The organism is Sinorhizobium terangae, assembly GCF_029714365.1.
In the GTDB taxonomy this organism is placed as follows: domain Bacteria; phylum Pseudomonadota; class Alphaproteobacteria; order Rhizobiales; family Rhizobiaceae; genus Sinorhizobium; species Sinorhizobium terangae.
In genome coordinates this window covers 3,124,865-3,148,622 of record NZ_CP121659.1, presented here as the reverse complement: position 1 = coordinate 3,148,622, position 23,758 = coordinate 3,124,865, and the positions used below count along the sequence as shown (strand labels likewise).

Genomic DNA, 23,758 nt, shown 5'->3' with positions numbered 1-23,758 from the left:
GCTCAGATCAGCCGCTCGTCGAAATTCGGGCGCGAGCGAATGAACGACCAGAGTGCCTTGCTGATGTCGGTGATCTCGCGGATCGCGTTTTCGAGACGCGCCATTTCGCGCGCGTCGAGTTGCTCGACCTTGCCGTAGCGTATCTCCTTCTCGCCTTCGACCAGGCGCATCAGCTGCGTGCTCGATATCTCTCCCTGTTCATCGAAGGAGTAGATGCAGTGGTTGTACTTGTTGCGCATTTTCGACTGCTGTTTCAACCGCTCGGTAATCGACAGGACCTGGTCGCGTGTCTCGGGCGGGGTCGCCGGCAGCTTCGCCAGGCGCTCCGTCAGGTCGATGCGCGCGCGTGTCGTGTTCAGTGTCAGAAAGACGATGATGGCCGATTCCTTGTCGACCTTCAGCAGGTGCGCGATGATGTAAATCAAAAGGCTTTCGGTGTTGGTCCAAACGTAGTTCAGGCGACCAACCAGCAAAAGCACCTCCTGAGCCGCCGCCATGACGCTTCCCCTCAGGTCTCCTTGAACGCCCGCGACATGCTGTCGGTGATCGGCTTCGTCAGGTATTCGAAGAACGTCCGTTCGGATGTGGTGATCAGGACTTCGGCGGGCATGCCGGGTACCGGATGGAAGCCGTGGATGCGGTTGATCTCGCTGGCAGGGACCTCCACGCGGACGATGTAGACGTCGCGTTGCTGTCCGCCGGCCACTTCCTCGATGGAGTCGGCCGAGACATAGAAAAGCTTGCCTTTCAGAACGGGCGTCGTGCGGCGGTTCAGCGCGGAAAGGCGTATCGTTGCATCCTCGCCGACCTTGAGCTGGTCGATGGCCGTTCGAAGCACCTGGGCCTCGATGATCAGCGGCACATTGGCCGGCAGGATCTCCATGATCGGCTTGCCGGTCGCGATCACGCCACCGGCGGTATGGAAATAGCTGCGCACGACCGTTCCGTCGACGGGGGAGCGAATGGTGGCGCGGTCAAGCACCTCGGCCGCCTCGCGGACCTGCTGGCGCACGGCATCGAGGTCGGCCTCGGCCCCTTCCAGGCCGTCCAGCGCGGTCTGCTTGTTGGTGTTGATGGCGATGACAGCTTCCTGGCGGTAGCGATCGATCTGCGTGTGGCTCTCCCTCACCTCCGATTCGAGCCGGCCGATCTCGCCCATCGCGTCGGCGATCGCCCGGTCGAGGGCCAGGAGTTCCGGCCGCCTGATCAGGCCGCTTTCGGCCAGCCTGCTCTTCGATTCGCGCTCTTCCGTCAGGATTTCCATCTGCTTGTTGAAGGACGCGCGCTGCAGATCGTAGCCCTTGGCGCGAAATTCGAGGGAACGAATGTTCTGGTCGATGAGGTTCAGCTGATCGCGCAGCTTGATCTTCTTGCTTTGAAAAATGACGTTCTGGCTTTCGATGATCGCCCGCACGTCTGCATCGTCCGCTTGCTCGGCGACGATGTCCGGTAACTTGAATGTGTCACTGCCCATCGCTTCCGCCCGAAGTCGCGCGACCACCGCTTCGAGGCGAAGGCGTTTGAGGTTGAGCATGCGCGCATTGGCGCGCGCTGGTGTCTGGTCGAGCTTCACCAGGATGTCACCTGCTCTTACCTTGTCTCCTTCGTCGACCAGCAGTTGCTCGATGATGCCGCCTTCGAGGTGCTGGATAATCTTGTTGTTGCCGTTGGCGACGAAGCTTCCCTGGGCGATGATCGCCGCTGCCAGCGGCGCCGCAAAGGCCCAGTAGCCGAAGCCGCCGAAGGATGCCGCGATCAGGGCAAGGCCAGCGAAACTGTGGAGCCTGATCGAGCGGGGGACCTCGGAATACCACTCCGCGGCATTGTGCGGATCGGCGCTTTTCCTGCTCTGGGTCATTGGCGACCTCCGCGAATGCGTGGCTGTGCCCCGTTGTGGTTCGTCGCGCCAAGTGCGGCGAGGACTTCGTCTCGTGTGCCGAACATGGCAACGGTGCCTTCGTTGAGCACCATGATCTTGTCGACGCACTGCAAGAGGGCCGGGCGCTGGGTGATCGTCACGGTGGTGATGCCTTGGTTCTTCGCATGGAGAAGCGCGCGGGCAAGCGCTGCCTCGCCATTGCTGTCGAGGTTGGAATTCGGCTCGTCGAGGACGACGAACTTGGGGTTGCCGAAGAAGGCCCGTGCCAGCGCAATCCGCTGCTTCTGTCCACCGGAGAGGGGAGAGCCGTCCGCCGCGACCACTGTCTCGTAGCCTTGCGGGAATGTGGCGATCAGATCATGCACGTCGGCAAGCACGGCTGCGTCATAGATCATGGCATCCTCGACATCGTCGCGCATGCGGCAGATGTTCGCCTTGATCGTGCCGGGGAAGAGCTGCACGTCCTGCGGCAGGTAGCCGATGCTTTCGCCGAACTGACGCTGATCCCAGTTTCTCAAGTCCATGAGGTCGAGCCGGACGCTGCCGGATGTCGGCAGGATCGATCCGACCAGCATCTTGCCGAGCGTCGTCTTGCCGGAGCCGGAATTGCCGATGATGGCAAGCGCTTCTCCCTTGCCGAGCGAGAAGGATATGCCGTTCAGGATCACGCGTTTTTGCGGCGGCGGCACGAAGAGGATGCGTTCCACGTCGAGCCGTCCCTCCGGGTTCGGCAGGCGCAGCCTGGGGAAATTCAGCGGCGAACCCAGCAGAAGTTGCCTGATTCGGCCATAGGCGGCGCGCGAGTGATTGAGCTGGTTCCAGCCCTCGATTGCGCCTTCGACCGGAGCGAGCGCCCGGCCGGCGATGATGGAGGCGGCGATGACCATGCCGCCGGTCAGCTGGCCCATCATCGCCAGATGCGCGCCCCAGCCGAGGAGCGCCACCTGGGTGAACATCCGCACGGCCTTCGAGGCGCCGGCAAACATGATGTTGCGGTCCTGGGCATAGACCTGCGCCTTGAGCGAGGCGGCCGTTTCGTGCCCCCACATCTTCACCGCCTCCGGAATCATCGCCAGCGCATTGATGATCTGCGAATTGCGCGACATCGAATCGAGATGAAAATTCGCGCGGCCGAGATAGCTGTTGGCTTCGCTGAACGATCGCGTCGTCGCCTTCTGGTTCAGATAGGCAATGATGAAAAGAACGACGCAGCACGAGATGACGATCAGCCCGAGCTGCGGCTGGATCAGATAGACCACGACCACGAAAAGCGGGGTCAGCGGCGCGTCGAGGAAAGAGATCAGCGTACCGGACGTGATGAAGGCGCGAAGCTGCTGTAGGTCGCTCAGCACCTGATAGTCGCGTCCGTTGCCGTGCAGCGATGCCCGCGCCGCGGCGCTGAGGATCGGGGCGCCGAGCTGGACCTCGATCTCGACTGCGGTCCGCATCAGGATGAAGCGGCGAATGGCGTCGAGAACGACCTGCAGAACGATCGCGCCGAGGACGGCGATCGTCAGCATCAGCAATGTATCTTGCGACCGGCTTGTGAGCACCCGGTCGGAAATCTGGAAGAGATAGATCGGGATGGCGAGCACGAGGACGTTGATCGCGACGGTGAAGACGATGACGATCAGCATGTTGCGCTGGACGGCTGCCAGGCAGTTTTTGAGGCTCTGGGCGAAATTTACCGGTCCCGTGCGCTTGTGAAATGTATCCTTTCCCTCACCGGCCGCGGTATTCTCACCGGCGTCGCGTGCGGTCGGACGGCGCTCGCCCTCCCTGAAAGGGCCCGGTTCATTGTTGATCGTTGGCGCCAATGGTCGACCAGGCCGGCTGTTGATCTCTTCGCGTTTCTCGCTCTCGTGCGCCTTCTTCTTTCCGGTGTCCGGCTGCTCCCGAGGCGGCGATCGGCCTTCGACGTCCCGATCGGACTCTTCCGGTTCCTCGACGGCAGGACTGATGGGGTTGATGGGAATCTGGGGTGTGCCGGGTATGTTCAGCTCTGGTGCGGAGTGCGACAACGGTTTGCCTCCATCGACATACCGTTTGGACAGGTCGTTCATGGCACTCCCTCGCGATTGCCGTTATGTCAGCACCGTGTGCATGACGTCGTTCCATTGACTGTCGCACCACGAACTCTCGTTGGCGGTATCGCCAGCGTGCTCGCCGACACCGGGTGCCGGGTCGTCTTCGCCGACAAATGCGATGACCTCGTTTACAAGCCCGTCCGGCTTGAAGCTCAGCGTGTCGCCATCGCGGCCGATATCGACAATCCCGGACTGGATGAGGATCGTGTCGGAATAGAGCTGGCCGCCGACATAGGTCGTGTGGCCGAAGCTGTCGTAGTCGATGATCTGGGCAACGTTGACCACCGTATTGCTGTCGACGTGAACGGTCAGCTGGGGGTCGGCGGCTTCTTCCAGAGGCTTGGCGGCCGTGAAGGTGGCGGCGTCCGCGTCCTCGAGAATGCTGACCTGCTTGATGACGTTTACGTCATAAAGATTGCCGGTGATGTAGAGGACGCGCAGGCCCGTGTAGGCCGCAAAATCCTGGTCGCGCGCCAGTGCTTCCGGCGGTTCGTTCGTGCCCTCGCGAATATCGTCAACGACCTGGTGCATGTAGTCCGGCACGCTCTCGAAGCGCTCGGCGTCGCCGATGTTCTCGATCGATCCCATATTCCAGACAAGATTGCCGCCTTCATCGAGCGTGAGGCCGTTGCCGGCGGAGATGCCCTTGATCTGATCGTTGTCGTAGAGGACCGAGACCTGGCTGATCAGATTCATGTCCAGGATGTGCCCGCCCACGATCACAAGGTCGTGCTGGGTGCCGAAATCGAGGAACGAGGCGAAATTGACGGCGACGTTTCCGCCCGTGAGGACGCTGGTTTCCACGCCGCTGGTCGTAACGGTGACCGTGTCGTTGTCGCTGACGTAATTATACTGTTCGATCCAGTGGACGATCGACAGGTCACCCTCGATGACGTTGACGTGCCAGTTCGTCGGGAAGGTCGACAACTGGTCTGCGGCACCTGTCGTCTCCCGCGCGGGCGCCTCGAAATCATGACGCTCGAAATTCGCGATGTTCATGGCGATGGTTTGCGAGGCGGCTTTGGAGGCACTCGTGACGAGGGTGCCATTGACCTCGTCGTTGTCTGCGTAGACGTAGGATTGCGAGATGACGTCGATCTGATGGTAGTCGCCCATCACAACCGTGACCGAGGCCGTTGGGCTGGCACTGACGATGCTTGCGAAGCTACCGACCTTGTTGGCCCCCGCCTCGATTTCCACCGCACCGTTGCCATCGCTATTCGGGAGAGCGGGCTCCATGACACCTCCCGTGGCGGCGGATGGGGGTGCAGAGCATTGGGGGGGCGGTTCTCCGGCGGGCAGGTAGTCGGCGAGTTCGGGAAGTGCGTCGATATGCGTGCCGTTCACGTGGACGCCGTCGATGGCGTCCGCTGCGAGAACCACTGTGCCGCTGTCATCTTCCGGCAAATCGGCCGGCACGGCCGTTCCGGGCGAGGTCGTGGTGTGGTCCACGGGCGTGGCGGGATCTTCCGACTGCTGCGGCTCGTCGGCGCGCGCGGTCGCCGCCAGGGCCTTGAGATTCGCGGCAAGTGCCGAAAGCGCCTCGGAACTGTCGATCTGACTCAATTGTGCGATCGGTGAGGCATTCGTCGCTTCCTCGAGGTATTCCGCGAGCTTTTCGGTGACGTAGCCCGTGTCGGCCGCCATCGGTGAACCGCTCATGTTGAGGACGTCGTCGTCGTGAAGGAGGTTCACCTGCTGGATTTCACCGCTGACCGAACCCGCGCCCTCCTGAACGACCGGCGCGTGGTCCGCTGCCGCGTGGTGCGGGGGCACGTGGTCTGGCGCAATGCCGGGCGGGCTTGCCACCGTGTTGAAAAGTCGGGACTCGATGTTCAAGTCGTCCAGCGAGACAGGACCGGGGGGTGCGTCGTGGGAGAATTGGGTGCGCCCGGTGATATCGAGGCCCTCGATCCGGTAGCCGGAGGGTTGATAGGAAATGTCCGGATCGTAGTCTTTCAGTTCGAAAGAACACTTGAATTCGGGTAGCGGCGTGTCGTTGCCGGTATCCTCGGGCGCGGGCTTCGAGGGTTCACTGCCCTGCTGATATTGATGCCTTATGCGTGCCTCATCGGTCGCCGTCTCGAACAGCCCAAGGAAATGCGCGACGATTTCGTTGACCTTCTGCGCGTGCATTACCCGATCCTTCCCTTCAGCCGCCAAGGGAGGCCTCGGCGGGCCGACCGGCGACCAAGGCGCGTTGAACCGATCTCAAATCAACCATCCATCTGTGCACCGGTGCGGCCGGCCAGCGCACATCCCTTCGTCTGCAATCAACCGTCGCTGTCCTGCCCGATAGAGGTCACGTGCAAGTCGCCGCCAACGACGTTGACGTCGACGGCGTTGCTAAGGAGGTTCGCGCCCTGAACGATCTCCTGGTGGAACTCACCACTTGCAAGGGTCGCGGACGCATCGGCTTTGGCGCTGGCATCAAGCTCGTGACCGACCTTCAGATCCCAGTCGGAGCTCGTGCCGAAGTGCATGCCGTCGCTGCTCTCCGCATGCCCGCCATCCGTATGCGGCGCGTTGTCGGGATTGGCATTGTTCATCTTGACGCTATAGGCATGATCCTGGTCGGCGAGGCTGTTTGCCTGCACGATGGTGAACCCGGTGTCGTTCCCGACAGCGTTCAGCGAATGTTCGAGGATGCGATCGAGGTTCAAGCCGAAGGAAAGGTCCTCTCCGAGATTAAACGTGACGTCCGCGGTGACGCCGACATTGCCGATACCGGTGGTGTCGTCCAGTGCCGGAGGCTCACTGACGGAGGGATGGTTGTCGTGGTCGTCACTGGTCGCTTTTGCGTCGACCTTGCTGGAGACGTTGTTGCCGTCGGCAATGCTGCGATGGCTTGTCGCGTCGTAGTCACCGTTTGGGGCATTGACGCTGCCACTCGCGAGCCCGTCGGCAAGCGCGCCAATCTTCAAGTCGTCATCGGTGGTGATACTGTTGTCGGCCCGAAAATCCTTTAACGGGGTATCGGTCATATACAACTCCCTTCGCAGAGGGAGCCAGCACCGAAACCCTTTCATCTTTTATAGGATTTTTGCGGGGCTGGCTCTCTTTTGAAGTTCAGGCGAATCGTGATAAAAGACAATCCGTCTGTTGGGTTCCGATATTTTCCCTTTGTATTCATAGTATAGTTGCTTGTATGTACTTCTACATAAATGGCTACGTACTATAAATATTGGTTACATCATATGTCGAGTAGCAGCTCGATATATGTACTCCGCGGCTGCGACGCATGATACAAAAGCAGTCCGTGGGTCGTGCAAACTCAAGCGCGACGATGGTAGTGTGAGCCTGAATGCGGAGGAACGAAAGACACCAATTGTGGTTAGTCTCTTGTATTCAATGGCTTTTTTAAATCTTTGGCCGTACCGGTCGATGCAGTTAAGACAATGTTAATATTTGTGAATCTGGCGTAATGCGATTGAGTATGGTTCGGTTTGGCGCTGCGCCCGCGATTACACGGGCGATTGGTGAACGACGAGAATTCATGGTCTAATTCAAATTGTTAGGATGGCATCGATCGATGCCGGGGTGGGCGCGTGGCCAAAGTCGCGCTATTCCAATTATGGTTGTCCATAGCCGGCTCTACGACTTTAGATGTGGTGGTGCATAATTCGTAATAGCTATGCCGACGGCTTGCCCATACTCCGCGCATCTCCGGCAGAGCAAAAGGCGGGCATTCCATCACACCGCATTTGCAGCCGCGGCCGTCGTCCAGAAATTCCCCTCGAAAACCAGGGGTGTTTGGCCAGGGGACCTTTCGAAGCCGATTGGCCCAAAATTGGTTCGTTTTCGAACGATTTAGACGCGAACGTGAAGAGCATCTAATCCTTTTGGGTGGTTTCGCATCCCCCATCTTTACGATACATTAGTTATCACGAATTTTTTGTTCGTTATTATTGCGCAGTATTTGAAGAAATTTTTCAAGCGCGGGCTGCTCCAAGTGGGGTTGGAACACCCATTAAAATAAATGGGAATTTCCCAAGGAGGGGATAAATGTATCGTACGAGCTCGAACCTGAGCGATTTTGAAGACAACAACAAAGTATTATCCACGAAAAGTAAGATCGTAATGCTCGCCAAGGTGGATCTGTTCGCAGAATGCCTGATGCAGGCGGTCGGCGCGCGGTTTCAGGGCCAGGACGTAGTCAGCCTGTCCGATCCCGAAAGCCTGCTCGACGGCAACCTCGTCGACGTCAGGCTGGTCATGCTTTATCGCTTGCCGGTGGCGACCTTTCCATCCGTGCTCAGGATGGTCCATGAATTCCACCCGAAGGCCGCGATCGGGCTCGTTGTGGAGGATGCGGACGCGCTCGATTCGTCGATCGCCGGCTTCGTCGATGAAGGATTGATTCACGGCGTGCTGCCTCTCAACCTTCATCTGGATGTCTGCTTGACCGTCATCGATCTTCTGATGAAAGGCGGCGAACATTTTCCCGCGGCGCTGCTCAGGCATCTTGCTCCGGTGAGGCTCACCGGCGAAGCTCTTCGCGTCGGGCGGGAAGCGGTCGTCGAAGCTTTTGTTGCTCCGGAGCCGAAGCGCGATGCCGGCATGGGTGTGCTGACCGCGCGCGAGGTGCAGATTCTCGATCTGATCTGCATGGGGACACAGAACAAGATCATTGCCGATCGCCTCGGCCTGTCGGAAAACACCGTCAAGGTCCACGTGCGCAACATCTACAAGAAGATGAACGTACGGAACCGGACCGAAGCCGCTTCCCGCTATTTCACGCATGAGGCGGAGCGCGGCATGTCCGAAGCGCGGATTGGCTCGCGCTGGAACTGACGAGGGTCGCGGCGTTATCGAACGGAAAGGCCCCTCGCTTTCGGGCGAGGGGCCTTTCCGCATGTTTTCGACGATGAAACTTACTCGGCGGCCTGCGGTCCAAGTGCGCCGCGGCGGATCTGATCGGCTTCGATCGATTCGAACAGGGCGCGGAAATTCCCCTCACCGAACCCTTCATCCCCCTTGCGCTGGATGAACTCGAAGAAGATCGGTCCGATGACGGTCTTCGAGAAGATCTGCAGCAGGATCTTCGTCATGCCGCCATTCACCACGCCTTCGCCATCGATCAGGATGCCGTGCTTCTTCATACGGTCGATCGGCTCATCATGGCCATGGACGCGCTCGCGCGACATTTCGTAATAGGTCTCCGGCGGTCCGGGCATGAACTTGAGGCCATTTTCCGCAAGCTTGTCGGTCGCGTCGTAGATCGCCTCGGTTCCGACCGCGATGTGCTGGATGCCTTCGCCCTTGTACTTCTTCAGATATTCCTCGATCTGACTGGTATCGTCCTTGGACTCGTTCAACGGTATGCGGATCTTGCCGCAAGGCGAGGTGATCGCGCGGCTGACGAGACCGGTGATGCGGCCGTCTATGTCGAAGAAGTGGATCTGCTTGAAGTTGAACAGTTCACGGTAGAACGCCCACCACTTGTCCATGTTGCCGCGATAGACGTTATGGGTCAGGTGGTCGAGATAGTAGAAGCCGACGCCCGTGGGCTTCGGATCGCGCTCGCCCAGCCATTCGAACTCGGCATCATAGGCCGAGCCCTTGTCGCCGTATGTTTCGACGAAATAGAGAAGCGAGCCGCCAATGCCGACGATTGCCGGAACATCGAGGCACTTGTCGTTTCCGGTATAGGGCTCGGCGCCCTTGGAAACGGCGTGCTCGAATGCATGCTTCGCATCGACGACGCGCCAGGCCATCGACGGGGCGCAGGGGCCGTGCTTGTCGACGAAGCGCATGGCATGAGAGCCCGGCTCGGCATTGACGATGTAGTTGATGTCGCCCTGGCGCCAGACCGTGATGTCCTTCGTGCGGTGCTTGGCGACCTCCAGATATCCCATGCGGGTGAAGAGCTCTTTCAGCTTCTCCGGCTCGGGATGCGCGAATTCGACGAACTCGAAGCCGTCTGTCCCGGCGGGGTTCTCCGCGCTGATTTTTGGGGGTGGTGCGTCGTGCGGAAACGGGCCCATCGGAAGCCTCCTCTTCATTCTTCCAAACTTCGCTGGAGTATGGCGCAGATCCGATGCATGATGCTTGTATTCTTGCGTGTTTTTGGCGATTCTACGCATGAATTGTGCGGCGGATTAGGCGAGGGCGCATGAATGGAGCAGCTTGACGGGTTCGACCTCAAGATCCTCAGCGAACTGCAGCGGGATGGGCATCTGACCAATAACGAATTGTCCGAGCGCATCGCGCTTTCGCCGTCCCAATGCTCGCGGCGGCGATCCCGATTGGAGGCGGAAGGCTATATCACCGGCTATCAGGCGCAGATCGACCGGCAAAAGCTGGGGCTCGATCTGATGGTGGTGATCTCGGTGACGCTCGCCACGCACAATCGCGACAATGCCAAGCGTTTCGGCAAGCTGGTGTCCGGTTTGCCCGAAGTGCTGGAGGCCTACGCGCTGACGGGGGAGATGGACTATCACTTGCGCGTCGTGACAGCGGACCTCGCCGGGCTTTCGGGTTTCGTCAACGACGTGCTGCTGCCGCACGACAGCGTCCAGCACGTAAAGACGTCGATCGTGCTCGAAACGCTGAAGAGTTTCGAAGGGCTGCCGATACCGGAGCGGGTGAAGGGTTAGCCGTCTTATGGCGCAACCGATTTCCTCATCGCTCGTTCGACTGCACGCAAGCCCGCGGAAAGCGCCTTCATGTCTTCCGTTCCGAGCATCGAAAGCAGTTCGGCCTGATAGCGGCTGGCGAGCTTGATCAGTTCCTTGTAGGCCTGCTCACCTGCCGGCGTCAGCGCCAGATGCTCGAACCGGCGGTCGCGACCGTCCTCCTCGCGCTTCAGCCAGCGGCGCTGCTCGAGGCTGAACACGGCACGGCTCACCTTCGTCTTGTGCATGGTGGAATGCGCGCCGATCTCGGTCGCCGTCATGCTGCGGCCGGAACTCCCGAGTGCGGCGAGCGTTCGCCATTCGGGACGGGAAAGCTGATAGCGCGCCTTGTACTGCGCGGCAAAGCGCAGGGCGATGAATTCCGCCGCCCGGTTGAGCCGATACGGCAGAAAGCTCTCCAGTTCGAACTCATCCCGCGCCATCGCTTCCTTCCTTGATAGTTACAAAATCAATAGTTACGATTGTAACCAATATAGCGACGATAAGAGGAGGTGCAAGCCATGTTGGAAAAGGCGGAAAAGCAACGCGAAGCCGGCACGGCTGCGGAACGGGCGCTCTCCTACATGCCCGGATTTGGCAACGATTTCGAGACCGAAAGCTTGCCGGGCGCCCTGCCTCAAGGCCAGAACAGCCCGCAGAAATGCGAATATGGGCTGTACGCAGAGCAGCTTTCCGGTTCTCCGTTCACCGCGCCGCGGGGCACCAATGAGCGCTCCTGGCTCTACCGCATTCGTCCGAGCGTCCGGCATACCGGACGCTTCAAGAAGATCGACTATCCGCATTGGAAGACGGCGCCGCATATTGCCGAGCATTCGCTGGCGCTCGGGCAGCTGCGCTGGAGCCCGTTGCCGATGCCTTCGGAAAAACTGAACTTCCTCGAAGGTATCCGGACCATGACCACCGCCGGCGATGTCCTGACGCAGGCGGGGATGGCGGCGCATAGCTACGCCTTCAATGCTGATATGGTCGACGACTATTTCTTCAATGCCGACGGCGAGTTGCTGATCGTGCCAGAAACCGGCGCCATCCGCGTCTTCACCGAACTCGGCAAGATGGACGTTGAACCGGCGGAAATCTGCATCGTACCGCGCGGGACGATGTTCAAGGTCACTCGGCTGAGCGATGAAAAGCTCTGGCGCGGCTACATTTGCGAAAACTACGGCGCGAAGTTCACGCTGCCGGATCGCGGGCCGATCGGCGCCAACTGCCTTGCCAATCCGCGCGATTTCAAGACGCCGGTCGCCGCCTACGAAGACAAGGAAATGCCCTGCCGCGTCCATGTGAAATGGTGTGGCTCCTTCCATGTCACCGAGATCGACCATTCGCCGCTCGACGTCGTCGCCTGGCACGGCAACTACGCGCCCTATAAATACGACCTCAAGACCTTCTCACCGGTCGGCGCAATCCTGTTCGACCACCCGGATCCGTCGATCTTCACCGTGCTGACGGCGCCATCGGGCGAGGAGGGCACGGCCAATGTCGATTTCGTCATCTTCCCGCCGCGCTGGCTGGTCGCCGAACACACCTTCCGCCCGCCCTGGTATCACCGCAACATCATGAGCGAGTTCATGGGGCTGATCTATGGGCGCTACGACGCGAAGGAGGAAGGCTTCGTGCCGGGCGGCATGAGCCTGCACAACATGATGCTGCCGCACGGGCCGGACTTCACCGGCTTCGAGAAGGCATCGAATGGAGAGCTGAAGCCGGTGAAGCTCGACAACACCATGGCCTTCATGTTCGAGACCCGATTCCCGCAGCAATTGACCAAGTTCGCCGCGGAGCTCGACACCCTGCAGCACGATTACATCGACTGCTGGTCCGGCCTCGAACGGAAATTCGACGGCACGCCCGGAATCAAGTGACATCCGGCGAAGAACCGTGACATGGTGCACTGATCTGCGCCGTCCGGCGCGGGTCAACAGAACACATCGGGAAACACCAGTCCATGAAACTCGCGACGCTGAAAGACTCCACCCGCGACGGCAAGCTCGTCGTGGTCTCGAAAGACCTGACCCGTTGCTCCGAGGTCGGCCATATCGCCCGCACGCTGCAGGCGGCACTCGACGATTGGGCGCATGCCGGGCCACGGCTTGCACGCGTCGCGGAAGGCATCGAGACTGGGTCCCAGCCGACCATGCGCTTTCACGAGCATGATGCGACCTCGCCCTTGCCGCGGGCGTATCAGTGGGCCGACGGTTCGGCCTATGTCAATCATGTCGAGCTTGTCAGGAAGGCGCGCAATGCCGAGATGCCGGCGAGCTTCTGGACCGATCCGCTGATCTATCAGGGCGGCTCCGACAGCTTTCTCGGACCGCGCGATCCGATCACGATGGCGGACGAAGCGTGGGGCATCGACATGGAAGGGGAAGTCGCCGTCGTCGTCGATGACGTCCCGATGGGGGCGGGCCTCGAAGAAGCCCGGCGGGCGATCCGCCTGGTCATGCTTGTCAACGACGTTTCGCTGCGCGGCCTCATCCCTGCCGAACTCGCCAAAGGCTTCGGCTTCTACCAGTCGAAACCGTCGTCCGCCTTCTCGCCAGTCGCGGTAACGCCGGACGAACTGGGCGATGCCTGGGATGGGGGCAAGCTGCACCTGCCGCTTCGTGTCGACCTCAACGGCAAGCCCTTCGGTCGTGCCAATGCCGGCGTCGACATGACCTTCGACTTCCCGCAATTGATCGCGCATGCGGCCTGCACCCGGCCACTTTCGGCCGGCACGATCATCGGTTCCGGCACTGTTTCCAACAAGCTCGATGGCGGGCCGGGTAAGCCGGTGGCGGAAGGCGGGGCCGGCTACTCCTGCATCGCCGAGATCCGCATGATCGAGACGATCGACAGCGGTGCGCCAAAAACGAACTTCCTCAAGTTCGGCGACGTGGTCCGGATCGAAATGAAGGATGCCGCTGGCCATTCGATCTTCGGCGCCATCGAACAGACGGTCGAGAAATACGATCGCGTCTGACAGCGCGCGAAACTGATCGGATCGGAGGCAAAGGTGGCGGAGGAAACCATTCTTTACGACTACTGGCGCTCGTCGGCGAGCTATCGCCTGAGGATCGCGCTCAATCAGCTCGGCGAGCCCTACGCCTCCGTTCCGGTCGATCTCATCGCCAAGGCCCATCGCGGGCCGGACCATCTGGCACGCAATCCGCAGGGCCTGGTGCCGGTGCTCGATATCGACGGCGAACGTTTTACTCAGTCACTCGCGATCATCGAGTATCTGGCGGAGACGAGGGAAGGCAGCGGCTTCCTGCCTGCTGACGCGATCGGCCGACAGCGGGTGCGTGCGCTGTCCTATGCCATCGCCATGGATATCCATCCCGTCTGCAATCTCGGGGTGATCGGTTACGTGATGGCCAGTGCCGAGGATGGCGAAGCAGCGCGACGCGCCTGGATGCACAAGTTCATCGGCGAGGGCCTTGCTGCCTTCGAGCGCATGCTCGACCACCCGTCTACCGGCGAGTTCTGCCACGGCAATCGGCCGACCATGGCGGATTTTTGCCTTGTACCCCAGGTCTACAACGCGCGGCGCTGGGGCGTCGATCTTTCCGCTTGCCCAAGGATCGTCGCCATCGACGCGCACTGCGCCGAGATCGAGGCTTTCGCGAGCGCACATCCCGATCGGGTGAAGTCCTAGGTCATCCCGCGCTCTGGCCTACGAGCCCCACCTCTCGCAAGCAGAGCTTTCCGGCATGGCTCGCCGTGGCCTGTTCCGTCCAGCCGATGTCGCGATTGGATTGGCGAGCCTGAAATCGTCACGCTAGTTTTCGCGTCACTGCCCGTCTAAGGGCGCGCCGGAAACACCTCTAGAGCGAAAGACCCATCGATGAAAAGCTATGTGCTGACCGTCACCTGCAAATCCACCCGCGGCATCGTCGCTGCCGTCACCGGTTTTCTCGCGGAAAAAGGCTGTTACATCAGCGACAGCTCGCAGTTCGACGATCTCGAAACGGGTCTGTTCTTCATGCGACTCACTTTCATCAGCCAGGATGGCGCGAAGCTGGAGGAACTGCGCGAAGGCTTTGCACCGGTTATAGAGCGCTTCAAGATGACGATGGAAATCCGCGATTCGGAAGAGCGCATGAAGGTGCTGTTGATGGTGTCGCGTTTCGGCCATTGCCTCAACGACCTGCTCTACCGCTGGAAGATCGGCGCACTGCCGATCGACATCGTCGGCGTCGTCTCCAACCACTTCGACTACCAGAAGGTGGTCGTCAACCACGACATTCCCTTCCACTGCATCAAGGTGACGAAGGAAAACAAGCCGAAAGCCGAAGCCCAGCTGATGGAACTCGTCGAGCAGACCGGGGCCGAATTGATCGTGCTGGCCCGCTACATGCAGGTCTTGTCCGACGCGCTCTGCAAGAAGATGTCGGGGAAGATCATCAACATCCACCATTCCTTCTTGCCGTCGTTCAAGGGCGCCAATCCCTACAAGCAGGCCTATGAGCGCGGCGTCAAGCTGATCGGCGCGACGGCGCATTACGTCACCGCCGATCTCGACGAGGGCCCGATCATCGAGCAGGACATTGCCCGCATCACCCACGCGCAGTCGGCCGAGGACTATGTCTCGATCGGCCGCGACGTCGAAAGCCAAGTGCTCGCCCGCGCCGTCCACGCCCACATCCACCACCGCTGCTTCATCAACGGCAACCGGGTCGTCGTCTTCCCGCCGAGCCCGGGGAGCTATGCGTCGGAGCGGATGGGTTGACGCAGCCGGCGACTACCGCTGTTGCTTCGCCGTTTTCCGCGGCTATAGTCGCTCTCAGATTACGCTGACGCGCACGCCTGGGGCTGAGGGCGCTTGCCCCTCACCCTAGCTCTCTTCCCGCAGGCGGGAGGGGGAGCGGCGCGGCATGCCCCTTCTCCCCGCGAGCGGGGAGAAGGTCGCGGCAGCGGGACGAGGGCCAGAAACGGCGCTCTCCATTCGGGAGGACGAAGATGAGCAATCGCGATCCAGTTGTTATCGTGTCGGCGGCGCGTACGCCGATGGGTGCGTTTCAGGGAGGATTGAAGGACCTGACGGCACCGGAACTCGGCGCCATCGCCTTGAAGGCGGCGCTCGAGCGTGCCGCTCTCGATGCGGTCGACGAAGTCCTGATGGGCAATGTCTTGCCGGCCGGCATCGGCCAGAACCCCGCTCGCCAGGCGGCCATTGGCGCCGGCCTCGGAAAGGAAACGCCCTCGACCACGGTCTCAAAGGTCTGCGGTTCCGGCATGAAGGCGCTGATGCTCGGTCACGATGCGCTTCTCTCCGGCAGTGCGTCGGTGATCGCCGCCGGCGGCATGGAGTCGATGACCAACGCCCCCTATCTGCTGCCCAAGGCCCGTGGTGGCTTCCGACTGGGTCACGGCGAGGTCAAGGACCACATGTTCCTCGACGGGCTGGAGGACGCCTATTCCGGTCGGTTGATGGGCACCTATGCCGAGGATACGGCGCAGCATTACCAATTCTCCCGGGCCGATCAGGACGGCTTCGCCCTTCGTTCTCTCGAAAGGGCGCTGAAGGCGGCGCAAGAGAAGTCCTTTGCCGGCGAACTTGTGGCAGTCGTCGATGGCGGCAAACGCGGCAGTGCCAATCTCGACCGGGATGAGGGGCCGACGAAGGCCGATCCGGCGAAGATACCGAAGCTGAAACCCGCCTTCCGCGACGGCGGCAGCGTCACGGCTGCCAATTCCTCCTCCATCTCCGACGGCGCCGCCGCCCTGATCCTGATGCGCGCGAGCGAAGCGGAAAGGCGAGGACTGACACCGCTGGCGATCGTTGCCGGCCATGCCGGCCACGCCCAGGAGCCGGCCTGGTTCACGACCGCACCGATCGGCGCCATCGAGAAGCTCATCGACAAGCTCAACTGGGAGAAAGCGAGTGTCGGTCTCTACGAGATCAACGAGGCCTTCGCCGTCGTCGCCATGGCGGCGATCCGCGATCTCGGCCTCTCCGACGACATCGTCAACATCCACGGCGGCGCCTGTGCACTCGGCCACCCGATCGGCGCCTCTGGCGCCCGTATCGTCGTAACCCTGCTTCATGCGATGCGCGCCAACGGCGTCAAACGCGGCATCGCCTCGCTCTGCATCGGCGGAGGCGAGGCGACGGCGGTCGGGCTGGAACTGCTGCAGTAGCGCGGAAAAAGACTCTTCCCCAACCCTTCCCCACAAGGGGGAGGGGCTTGGAGCCCGCTGCAACCGACTATGGACACCTGGAAATATCGAGCGAACGAATCGTCAAAATGGAGTGAGCGGACGCGGCATCGTAAGCCCCTTCCCCTTGGAGGGTTGGGGAGGGGTCTTTTTCAGGCGCGCCAACGCGTAATGATAGGAGGCGCCTCTCAAATATGCAGCGCGTGCCCCAATCCCTTGAAGGCTGCTTCCTGGAACGCCTCCGATTGCGTCGGATGCGCGTGGATGGTGCCGGCGATGTCCTCAAGGCGCGCGCCCATCTCGATCGCCAGCGCGAAGGTCGCCGAGAGTTCCGAGACGCCGTGGCCGACCGCGTGGATGCCGAGGACGAGGTGGTTGTCGGCGCGTGCGACGACGCGGACGAACCCGTCCTCGGAAAGCGTCGCCATGGCGCGGCCGTTCGCCTGGAAGGGAAACTGGCCGATCTTGATCTCGACGCCGGTCGCGCGCGCCTCGTCCGGTGAAAGGCCGGCACTGACGATCTCCGGATCGGTGAAGCAGACGGCCGGGATGCAATGCTTGTCCCAACTCCGCTTATGTCCGGCAACGATCTCGGCCACCATCTCGCCCTGCGCCATGGCGCGATGGGCGAGCATCGGCTCACCGGTGACGTCGCCGATCGCGTAGATGCCGCGCATCGAGGTGCGGCACTGATCGTCGATGCGGATGAACCTCCCGGCGAGATCGAGATCGATCTCCTCGATGCCCCATCCTTCCGTGACGGGCCTGCGGCCGACGGTCACGAGCACCTTTTCGGCAGGCACCTCGAAAGGCCGGCCGTTTTCTTCCGCGAGCAGCCCGCGGCCATCGGCTGAGAGCCGTTTGGCGGCAGTGCGCGTGAAAACATCGATGCCGAGTTCGCCGAGGCGCTTCATCACCGGCTTCGAAAGATCCGCGTCGTATTGCGGCAGGACACGCTCCATGGCTTCGAGCACGGTGACCTTCGAGCCGAGCTTGGCGAAAGCGATGCCGAGTTCGAGGCCGATATAGCCGCCGCCGATGACCGCCAACGTATCGGGAACCGTTTTCAGCGCCAGCGCACCGGTCGAGGAGATAACCTTCTCGCCGAAGGGCAAGTCGGGCAGTTCGACCGGCGCCGAGCCCGTGGCGATGACGACCGCCTCGGCGCGAATGCGCTGCAGGCCGGTCTCGGTCTCGACGTCCACGGTCTTGCCGTCGACGAAGCGTGCCTCGCCGACAACCGCCTTGACGCCCGCCTTCTTCAACAGGCCCGTGACGCCGCCGTTCAACCGTCCGACAATGCCGTCCTTCCAGGCGACGGTGCGCGCGAGGTCGATCGCCGGCGCGCTCAGCGAAAGTCCGAGCGGGCTCTTGCCGGACTCTGCTGCGCGGAGTTTGTGAAATTCCTCCGCGGCGTGGATCAGCGCCTTCGAGGGGATGCAGCCGACATTGAGGCAGGTGCCGCCGGCCTTTGCCTTTTCGACGATCACGGTGTCGACGCCGAGTTGGCCGGCGCGGATGGCGCAGACATAGCCGCCGGGACCGGCACCAAGCACCAGGAGCTTGCAGGAGATTTCCTTCATGATCGCATCATCCTTCCACGAAAATCAGCGCCGGCGTCTCGAGCAGCGTCTTCAGCCGCTGGACGAAGGTCGCGGCATCCCAGCCGTCGATGACGCGGTGGTCGAAGCTCGACGAAAGATTCATGATCTTGCGCGGAACGAATTGCGTCCCGTCCCAGACAGGACGGATGGCGATCTTGTTGACCCCGACAATCGCCACCTCCGGATGGTTGATGACCGGCGTTGAGGCGATGCCGCCAAGGGCGCCGAGGGAAGAGATGGTAATCGTCGAGCCGGTCAGCTCGTCGCGGGTCGCGGTGCCTGTGCGGGCGGCATCCGCCAGCCTGTTCAGCTCCGCAGCGCAGTCCCAGATTCCGCGCGCCTCGGCATGGCGCACGACCGGGACGGTAAGGCCGGCAGGGGTCTGGGTGGCGATACCGATGTGAACGGCGGCATGCCGATGAATGACGCCGGCGCCATCGTCGAAGGTGGCGTTGACGCCCGGCTGCTCGGCGATGGTCTTGACCAGAGCCCGCATCAGGAAGGGCAGGACCGTCAGCTTTGGCTGATCGGGCTTGCGGTCGCGGTTCATCGTCGCGCGCAGGTCTTCAAGCGCCGTCATGTCCATTTCCTCCACATAGGTGATGTGGGGAATGCGCGAGGTGGACAGCGTCATCTTCTCGGCGATGCGGCGCCTGAGGCCGGTGACCTTGATTTCCTCCACCGCCGTCTTGCGGACGAGACCGGTGATCGCCGGCGCGGGCTGGGCGCCGCGGCTCAAAAAGAGATCGAGATCGTCATGGGTGACCCGCCCGGCAGGACCGGTGCCGGTTACCTGCCGAAGGTCGACACCGCTGTCCTTCGCGCGGAGCCGGACGGCCGGCGAGGCGAGCGGTTTCCTGGAAAAGTCCAGCGCCTCGCGCGGCGCCGGTGCCGGCCTTGGCTCGGTCTTTTCGGGCTTTGGCGGTGCCTTTTCCGGGGGCGGGGCAGAGACGGCGACCGGTTCGTCGAGAACGGCTTCGGCAAGCGCCTCCGGAACGCTATCCGGTTGTGGTCCGCCGTTTTCGCCAGCGGTCTCGATCCTGACGAGCGGCGCCTTGACCGCGACCGTGTCGCCGATTTCAGCGCCCAGCCACAAAACCTTGCCGGTGACCGGCGAGGGGATCTCGACGGTCGCCTTGTCGGTCATGACCGCGGCGAGCACCATGTCCTCGCGCACGGGATCGCCGGGCTTCACGTGCCATTCGACAAGCTCGGCCTCGGCCACACCTTCGCCGACATCGGGCATCTTCAGGATAAACTCGCCCATCGTCAGGCCTCCATCACTTCGGTGAGCGCGCGGCCGACGCGCGCGGGGCCGGGGAAATAGTCCCATTCCTGAGCGTGCGGGTAGGGTGTGTCCCAACCGGTGACCCGTATGACAGGGGCTTCCAGATGATAGAAGCAATGCTCCTGCACGAGAGACACGAGCTCAGCGCCAAAGCCGGATGTCAGCGTCGCCTCGTGCACGACGACGCAGCGTCCTGTCTTGGTGACGGACTGCACGATCGTATCGAGGTCGAGCGGCAGCAGGCTGCGAAGGTCGATCACTTCCGCGTCTATCCCGGTTTCTTCGGCGGCGGCGAGCGCGACATGCACCATGGTGCCATAGGCGACCACCGTCACGGCCGAACCCTTGCGTCGGATTTCGGCCTTGCCGATCGGGATCGTATAGTGTCCCTCCGGAACGTCGCCGAGCTCATGTTTCGACCAGGGCGTCACCGCACGTTCGTGGTGGCCGTCGAAAGGGCCGTTGTAGAGCCGCTTCGGCTCCAGGAACATCACCGGATCGGGATCCTCGATCGCCGAAATCAGCAACCCCTTGGCGTCGTAGGGGTTCGACGGAACGATGACCTTCAGGCCGCAGACATGGGTGAAAAGCGCTTCCGGGCTCTGGCTGTGGGTCTGGCCGCCGAAGATGCCGCCGCCGGTCGGCATGCGCAGGACGATCGGGCAGGTGAAGTCACCGTTCGAGCGGTAACGAATGCGTGCCGCCTCTTGGGTAATTTGGTCGTAGGCCGGATACATGTAGTCGGCAAACTGGATTTCGACGCAGGGTTTCAGCCCGTAGGCGGCCATGCCGATCGCGGTACCGACGATGCCGGATTCGCTGATCGGCGCGTCGAAGCAGCGGGTCTTGCCGTACTTTGCCTGAAGCCCTTGGGTGCAGCGGAAAACGCCGCCGAAATAGCCGACGTCCTCACCGAAGACGACGACGTTCTCGTCGCGCGCCATTGAGACGTCCATGGCGCTGCGCACCGCTTCGATCATTGTCATTCTGGCCATGTCAATACCCTGCCTTTTGCCGCTGGCGGCGGATGTGCGGCGGCATCTCGGCGTAAACCCCCTCGAAGATATCGCGTACGGACGGCTTGCCGCCGGCATGCAGCGTACCGTGGCTTTCCGCCTGCTTCTGTGCCTGGATCACCTCGTCCATGATTTCGGCTTCCGCCTGGGCGTGACGCTCTTCCGACCACGCGCCTCGGACGATCAGGTGCTTCTTCAATCTCAGCACCGGATCGCCGAGCGGCCAGGCTTCCGATTCCGTCTTCGGGCGATAGGCGCTCGGGTCGTCGGACGTGGAGTGCGCGCCGACACGGTAGGTCACGTATTCGATCAGCGTTGGCCCGAGATTGCGTCGCGCCCGCTCCGCCGCCCAGCGCGCAACCGCGTAGACGGCGAGATAGTCGTTGCCGTCGACGCGCAACGCCGGAATGCCGAAGCCCAAGCCCCGCGCCGCAAAGGTGCCCGAGCCGCCGCGGGCGATGCCCTGGAAGGTCGAAATCGCCCACTGATTGTTGACGATATTGAGGATGACAGGCGCCCGGTAAGTGGATGCGAAGACGAGCGCGGAATGGAAGTCCGACTCCGCGGTCGAGCCATCACCGATCCAGCCAGCGGCGATGCGCGTGTCGTTCTTGATCGCCGAGGCCATGGCCCAGCCGACCGCCTGGACATATTGGGTGGCGAGATTGCCGGAAATCGTGAAGAAGCCATGCTCCTTGGAGGTGTACATCACCGGTAGCTGGCGCCCGTGGCACGGATCGCTCTCGTTCGAGAAGATCTGGTTCATCATCTCGACCATGGGGTAATCGTCGGCGATGAGAAGACCGGCCTGTCGATAGGTCGGGAAATTCATGTCGCCCTTGCGAAGGGCTCTGCGGAAGGCGCAGCTTACGGCCTCCTCGCCAAGATGCTGCATATAGAAGGACGTCTTGCCCTGGCGCTGCGCCATCAGCATGCGCGCGTCGAAGGCGCGCAGCGTCATCATATGCCTGAGGCCGGTCAGCAGTTCCTCATCGGACAGAAGGCCTGCCCAGGGCCCGACGGCTTCGCCATCGCGGTTGAGCACGCGGATGATCGAAAAGGCGAGGTCCCTGATCTCTTCCGGCGCGACGTCCACTTCGGGGCGAGGCACGGAGCCGGCCTTGGGTATCTTGACGTTGGAGAAATCGGGCTGGCCGCCCGGCCGGACGGCCGGTTCGGGGACATGCAAACTCAAGCGGCTGAATTCATCCATGCGGATTCCGGCCTCCCTTCCGGATTGCGCATCGCACGCAAATCAATGCTTCGGGGGAACGGCGTTGCCGGTCTCATGGCATGGGACGGCAACGATCTCGCGTCATAGCATACTCCTCCGCCCAACGCTGCCAATTGCCGTCTCAATCCCCGTTCTCCCAAGGGGATACATGCTGACAGACTGCCACGAGTTCAGGGGGAGATGAAGGGTTTTCGCGGTCTCTGCCGGCCGCCGTTTGAAGAAAGACAGAATACTGCCATTGCGTCCCGGATGCGCGACCGGAAACAGGCAGCAGTCACGGTTGCGAGAAATTTTCTTTCGCAGCCGGCTCAGTGATCGGCCTCGAAAGCGCGCCTTCAGACCGGCGGCGCGATCTCGAGCGGCGTGCCGTCGGAAAAACGCGAGAGCCGGAAATGCGAAGGATCGACGATGGGCTGATCTCCCGTGACGAGATCGGCGACGAGGTGACCGGCGCCGGGGCCGAGCCCGAAGCCATAGCCGGAAAACCCGGTTGCGATCGTCAGTCCAGGGGCGCTTTCGGCAGCGGAAATGACCGGCACGGCATCGGGCGTGACATCGATGAGCCCGGCCCAGATCTGCAGCGGCGCGGTCTGTCGGAGTGCCGGGAAGACCTTTCTTGCTTGCTCGAACGCGCTTAATGCAGAGCGCGGGTCGGGCCGGGGGTCGAGGATCCGGTGGCGTTCGAAGGCGCCCGGGCGGTCGAGCGGCACGGATGTGATCTCGAAGAGCTCGCGCCAGCTCTGCGCGCTCAAGCCAACCTGAACGGCCTCGCCCTCGGCCTTTCGCGCAGGCTGAAATTCTCGAAAGAACGCGAAACTGTCCGGAACGATTGGATGCAGGTTGGCGCCGCCGTCGGCGATGGTATAGCCGCCGTCGAGCCGCTTGCGGTAGGCATAGGTCGCTGTCGCGCCAGCGCCCTCGGGTCCGCCGTCGACCGGCGCCGTTCTGAGCACGGTGTTGCGCACCTTCAGTTGCGGTAGCCGGATTCCGAGCCCCTTGCAAAAGAGCCGAGACCAGGCACCGCCGGCAAGAACGACCGTCGCGGTTTCGATGCGGCCCTTTTCCGTGATGACGGCGCTGATCCGGCCGCCGCTTCTCTCGACCCCGCGCACGGCGCAGCTTGTTACGATATGCGCCCCGGCGCGCCTCGCGCCTGCGGCGATTGCCGGCACCGCCTTCTGCGGCTCGGCCCGGCCGTCGCTCGGGGTAAAGAGCGCGCCTTTGTAGCGGGTGGTTGCTCCGGCCATCCTGGACTGCGTTTCATCCGGGCCGATCTGGCGGCTGTCGACCCCGTGATGCCTGGCATGCGCCAGCCAGGCGTCCCGATTGGCGATATCCCGTTCGTTTTCCGAAACATACAAGATCCCGCTGCGGCGAAATCCGGTTTTGCCGCCGACGCGCGCATCGAGCGTATCCCAGATCTTCAGTGCCGCCATGGCAAGCGGGATCTCGCGGCGGTCGCGGCCCATGACGCGCACCCAACCCCAGTTGCGGCTCGATTGCTCGCCGCCGAGGGCGCCTTTCTCGCAGAGCACGACTTGAACGCCGCGTTCGGCGAGGAAAAGCGCGGTGCTAACGCCGATAATACCACCACCGACAATGACGACCTCGGCTTTCGGAGGCAGCGAATTGTCGGTGGCGACAGGGTCGAGAACGGGACCGGGCATAAGTGGCTCTTGGATTAAGTGGTATGGTGATTGTCCAGCAATCGCTGCACCCTTCCTCGCTCCCGATCAAGATCGTGCGACCAATTAGCTGGCTACGATGCGCAATTGCCACAGGAACGCAGAGCACCTGGGGCACTCGCCCAACAGACTGACATCCACCGGACTAACACGCGGCTGTTCTGTCTTTTTTCGATAAAAATACGA

The 23,758-nt window shown here is 61.9% G+C and carries 19 protein-coding genes; 7 read left to right on the top strand and 12 right to left on the bottom strand.

Annotation, left to right across the window (positions count from 1 at the left end; all coding sequences use genetic code 11):
* Positions 1-2: 2 nt before the first annotated feature.
* From QA637_RS14940 to QA637_RS14920, 5 genes are all read right to left on the bottom strand, one after another.
* Positions 3-497, bottom strand: a complete 495-nt coding sequence (locus QA637_RS14940) for a hypothetical protein (RefSeq protein ID WP_153437177.1) — start codon at positions 495-497, stop codon at positions 3-5.
* A gap of 11 nt (positions 498-508) precedes the next feature.
* The gene (locus tag QA637_RS14935) at positions 509-1,858 is read right to left on the bottom strand and encodes an HlyD family type I secretion periplasmic adaptor subunit (protein ID WP_283062068.1); all 1,350 of its coding nucleotides are present in this window, start codon (positions 1,856-1,858) and stop codon (positions 509-511) included.
* Positions 1,855-3,942 carry a type I secretion system permease/ATPase gene (locus QA637_RS14930; protein ID WP_283062067.1) on the bottom strand — a complete coding sequence of 696 codons (2,088 nt, stop codon included), beginning with the start codon at positions 3,940-3,942 and terminating at the stop codon, positions 1,855-1,857. The genes QA637_RS14935 and QA637_RS14930 overlap by 4 nt, the downstream gene beginning before the upstream one ends.
* A gap of 21 nt (positions 3,943-3,963) precedes the next feature.
* Positions 3,964-6,102, bottom strand: coding sequence for a hypothetical protein (locus tag QA637_RS14925; RefSeq protein ID WP_283062066.1), 2,139 nt, complete (start codon positions 6,100-6,102; stop codon positions 3,964-3,966).
* Between the two features lie 137 nt (positions 6,103-6,239).
* Entirely contained in the window at positions 6,240-6,950 is a 711-nt protein-coding gene (locus tag QA637_RS14920) for a hypothetical protein (RefSeq protein WP_283062065.1), read from the bottom strand.
* Between the two features lie 1,021 nt (positions 6,951-7,971).
* On the opposite strand from QA637_RS14920, the gene QA637_RS14915 reads away from it, so the two are divergent.
* Entirely contained in the window at positions 7,972-8,760 is a 789-nt protein-coding gene (locus tag QA637_RS14915; protein WP_153437172.1) for a helix-turn-helix transcriptional regulator, read from the top strand.
* An 80-nt stretch (positions 8,761-8,840) separates the two neighbouring features.
* On the opposite strand, the gene hppD is transcribed toward QA637_RS14915, so the two are convergent.
* Positions 8,841-9,953, bottom strand: a complete 1,113-nt coding sequence (gene hppD / locus QA637_RS14910; protein WP_283062063.1) for a 4-hydroxyphenylpyruvate dioxygenase — start codon at positions 9,951-9,953, stop codon at positions 8,841-8,843.
* 132 nt (positions 9,954-10,085) lie between these two features.
* Between hppD and QA637_RS14905 the strand changes: the two genes are divergently transcribed.
* Complete coding sequence (locus QA637_RS14905) at positions 10,086-10,565, top strand: Lrp/AsnC family transcriptional regulator (protein ID WP_283062061.1); 480 nt, start codon at positions 10,086-10,088, stop codon at positions 10,563-10,565.
* Between the two features lie 5 nt (positions 10,566-10,570).
* Here the strand turns inward: QA637_RS14905 and QA637_RS14900 are convergent, their stop codons facing one another.
* Entirely contained in the window at positions 10,571-11,026 is a 456-nt protein-coding gene (locus tag QA637_RS14900; RefSeq protein ID WP_283062059.1) for a MarR family winged helix-turn-helix transcriptional regulator, read from the bottom strand.
* Positions 11,027-11,104: 78 nt separating this feature from the next.
* Here QA637_RS14900 and hmgA point away from each other — a divergent pair, with 78 nt between their 5' ends.
* The 5 genes from hmgA (at position 11,105) to QA637_RS14875 (ending at position 16,727) form a co-directional block, all read left to right on the top strand.
* Positions 11,105-12,466 (top strand): homogentisate 1,2-dioxygenase, encoded by a 1,362-nt coding sequence (hmgA, locus tag QA637_RS14895; protein ID WP_283062058.1) that lies wholly within the window; start codon positions 11,105-11,107, stop codon positions 12,464-12,466.
* A gap of 83 nt (positions 12,467-12,549) precedes the next feature.
* The gene (locus tag QA637_RS14890) at positions 12,550-13,566 is read left to right on the top strand and encodes a fumarylacetoacetate hydrolase family protein (protein ID WP_283062057.1); all 1,017 of its coding nucleotides are present in this window, start codon (positions 12,550-12,552) and stop codon (positions 13,564-13,566) included.
* A gap of 33 nt (positions 13,567-13,599) precedes the next feature.
* Positions 13,600-14,241: a maleylacetoacetate isomerase gene (gene maiA / locus QA637_RS14885; RefSeq protein WP_283062056.1), complete on the top strand. Its 642-nt coding sequence runs from the start codon at positions 13,600-13,602 to the stop codon at positions 14,239-14,241.
* 189 nt (positions 14,242-14,430) lie between these two features.
* Positions 14,431-15,315 (top strand): formyltetrahydrofolate deformylase, encoded by an 885-nt coding sequence (gene purU, locus QA637_RS14880; protein WP_283062055.1) that lies wholly within the window; start codon positions 14,431-14,433, stop codon positions 15,313-15,315.
* 230 nt (positions 15,316-15,545) lie between these two features.
* Positions 15,546-16,727 (top strand): acetyl-CoA C-acyltransferase, encoded by a 1,182-nt coding sequence (locus QA637_RS14875; RefSeq protein WP_283062053.1) that lies wholly within the window; start codon positions 15,546-15,548, stop codon positions 16,725-16,727.
* A 206-nt stretch (positions 16,728-16,933) separates the two neighbouring features.
* On the opposite strand, the gene lpdA is transcribed toward QA637_RS14875, so the two are convergent.
* The 5 genes from lpdA to QA637_RS14850 all read right to left on the bottom strand — a co-directional run bounded on the left by lpdA (position 16,934) and on the right by QA637_RS14850 (position 23,554).
* Positions 16,934-18,328 (bottom strand): dihydrolipoyl dehydrogenase, encoded by a 1,395-nt coding sequence (lpdA, locus tag QA637_RS14870; RefSeq protein WP_283062052.1) that lies wholly within the window; start codon positions 18,326-18,328, stop codon positions 16,934-16,936.
* A gap of 7 nt (positions 18,329-18,335) precedes the next feature.
* Positions 18,336-19,616: a dihydrolipoamide acetyltransferase family protein gene (locus QA637_RS14865; RefSeq protein ID WP_283062051.1), complete on the bottom strand. Its 1,281-nt coding sequence runs from the start codon at positions 19,614-19,616 to the stop codon at positions 18,336-18,338.
* A gap of 2 nt (positions 19,617-19,618) precedes the next feature.
* Positions 19,619-20,632: an alpha-ketoacid dehydrogenase subunit beta gene (locus QA637_RS14860; protein ID WP_153437008.1), complete on the bottom strand. Its 1,014-nt coding sequence runs from the start codon at positions 20,630-20,632 to the stop codon at positions 19,619-19,621.
* Position 20,633: 1 nt separating this feature from the next.
* Positions 20,634-21,866, bottom strand: coding sequence for a 3-methyl-2-oxobutanoate dehydrogenase (2-methylpropanoyl-transferring) subunit alpha (locus tag QA637_RS14855; RefSeq protein ID WP_153437007.1), 1,233 nt, complete (start codon positions 21,864-21,866; stop codon positions 20,634-20,636).
* Between the two features lie 356 nt (positions 21,867-22,222).
* Positions 22,223-23,554, bottom strand: a complete 1,332-nt coding sequence (locus QA637_RS14850; RefSeq protein WP_283062049.1) for an NAD(P)/FAD-dependent oxidoreductase — start codon at positions 23,552-23,554, stop codon at positions 22,223-22,225.
* Between the last annotated feature and the right edge of the window lie 204 nt (positions 23,555-23,758).

What these genes read in the sequence shown, in the direction of transcription:
- QA637_RS14860 (WP_153437008.1), bottom strand. Translation starts at nt 20,632, where the DNA reads ATGGCCAGAATGACAATGATCGAAGCGGTGCGCAGCGCCATGGACGTC.
- QA637_RS14875 (WP_283062053.1), top strand. Translation starts at nt 15,546, where the DNA reads ATGAGCAATCGCGATCCAGTTGTTATCGTGTCGGCGGCGCGTACGCCG.
- QA637_RS14865 (WP_283062051.1), bottom strand. Translation starts at nt 19,616, where the DNA reads ATGGGCGAGTTTATCCTGAAGATGCCCGATGTCGGCGAAGGTGTGGCC.
- QA637_RS14850 (WP_283062049.1), bottom strand. Translation starts at nt 23,554, where the DNA reads ATGCCCGGTCCCGTTCTCGACCCTGTCGCCACCGACAATTCGCTGCCT.
- QA637_RS14930 (WP_283062067.1), bottom strand. Translation starts at nt 3,942, where the DNA reads ATGAACGACCTGTCCAAACGGTATGTCGATGGAGGCAAACCGTTGTCG.
- purU (WP_283062055.1), top strand. Translation starts at nt 14,431, where the DNA reads ATGAAAAGCTATGTGCTGACCGTCACCTGCAAATCCACCCGCGGCATC.
- QA637_RS14925 (WP_283062066.1), bottom strand. Translation starts at nt 6,102, where the DNA reads ATGCACGCGCAGAAGGTCAACGAAATCGTCGCGCATTTCCTTGGGCTG.
- QA637_RS14940 (WP_153437177.1), bottom strand. Translation starts at nt 497, where the DNA reads ATGGCGGCGGCTCAGGAGGTGCTTTTGCTGGTTGGTCGCCTGAACTAC.
- QA637_RS14920 (WP_283062065.1), bottom strand. Translation starts at nt 6,950, where the DNA reads ATGACCGATACCCCGTTAAAGGATTTTCGGGCCGACAACAGTATCACC.
- QA637_RS14900 (WP_283062059.1), bottom strand. Translation starts at nt 11,026, where the DNA reads ATGGCGCGGGATGAGTTCGAACTGGAGAGCTTTCTGCCGTATCGGCTC.
- QA637_RS14855 (WP_153437007.1), bottom strand. Translation starts at nt 21,866, where the DNA reads ATGGATGAATTCAGCCGCTTGAGTTTGCATGTCCCCGAACCGGCCGTC.
- QA637_RS14935 (WP_283062068.1), bottom strand. Translation starts at nt 1,858, where the DNA reads ATGACCCAGAGCAGGAAAAGCGCCGATCCGCACAATGCCGCGGAGTGG.
- QA637_RS14890 (WP_283062057.1), top strand. Translation starts at nt 12,550, where the DNA reads ATGAAACTCGCGACGCTGAAAGACTCCACCCGCGACGGCAAGCTCGTC.
- QA637_RS14905 (WP_283062061.1), top strand. Translation starts at nt 10,086, where the DNA reads ATGGAGCAGCTTGACGGGTTCGACCTCAAGATCCTCAGCGAACTGCAG.
- QA637_RS14915 (WP_153437172.1), top strand. Translation starts at nt 7,972, where the DNA reads ATGTATCGTACGAGCTCGAACCTGAGCGATTTTGAAGACAACAACAAA.
- hmgA (WP_283062058.1), top strand. Translation starts at nt 11,105, where the DNA reads ATGTTGGAAAAGGCGGAAAAGCAACGCGAAGCCGGCACGGCTGCGGAA.
- hppD (WP_283062063.1), bottom strand. Translation starts at nt 9,953, where the DNA reads ATGGGCCCGTTTCCGCACGACGCACCACCCCCAAAAATCAGCGCGGAG.
- lpdA (WP_283062052.1), bottom strand. Translation starts at nt 18,328, where the DNA reads ATGAAGGAAATCTCCTGCAAGCTCCTGGTGCTTGGTGCCGGTCCCGGC.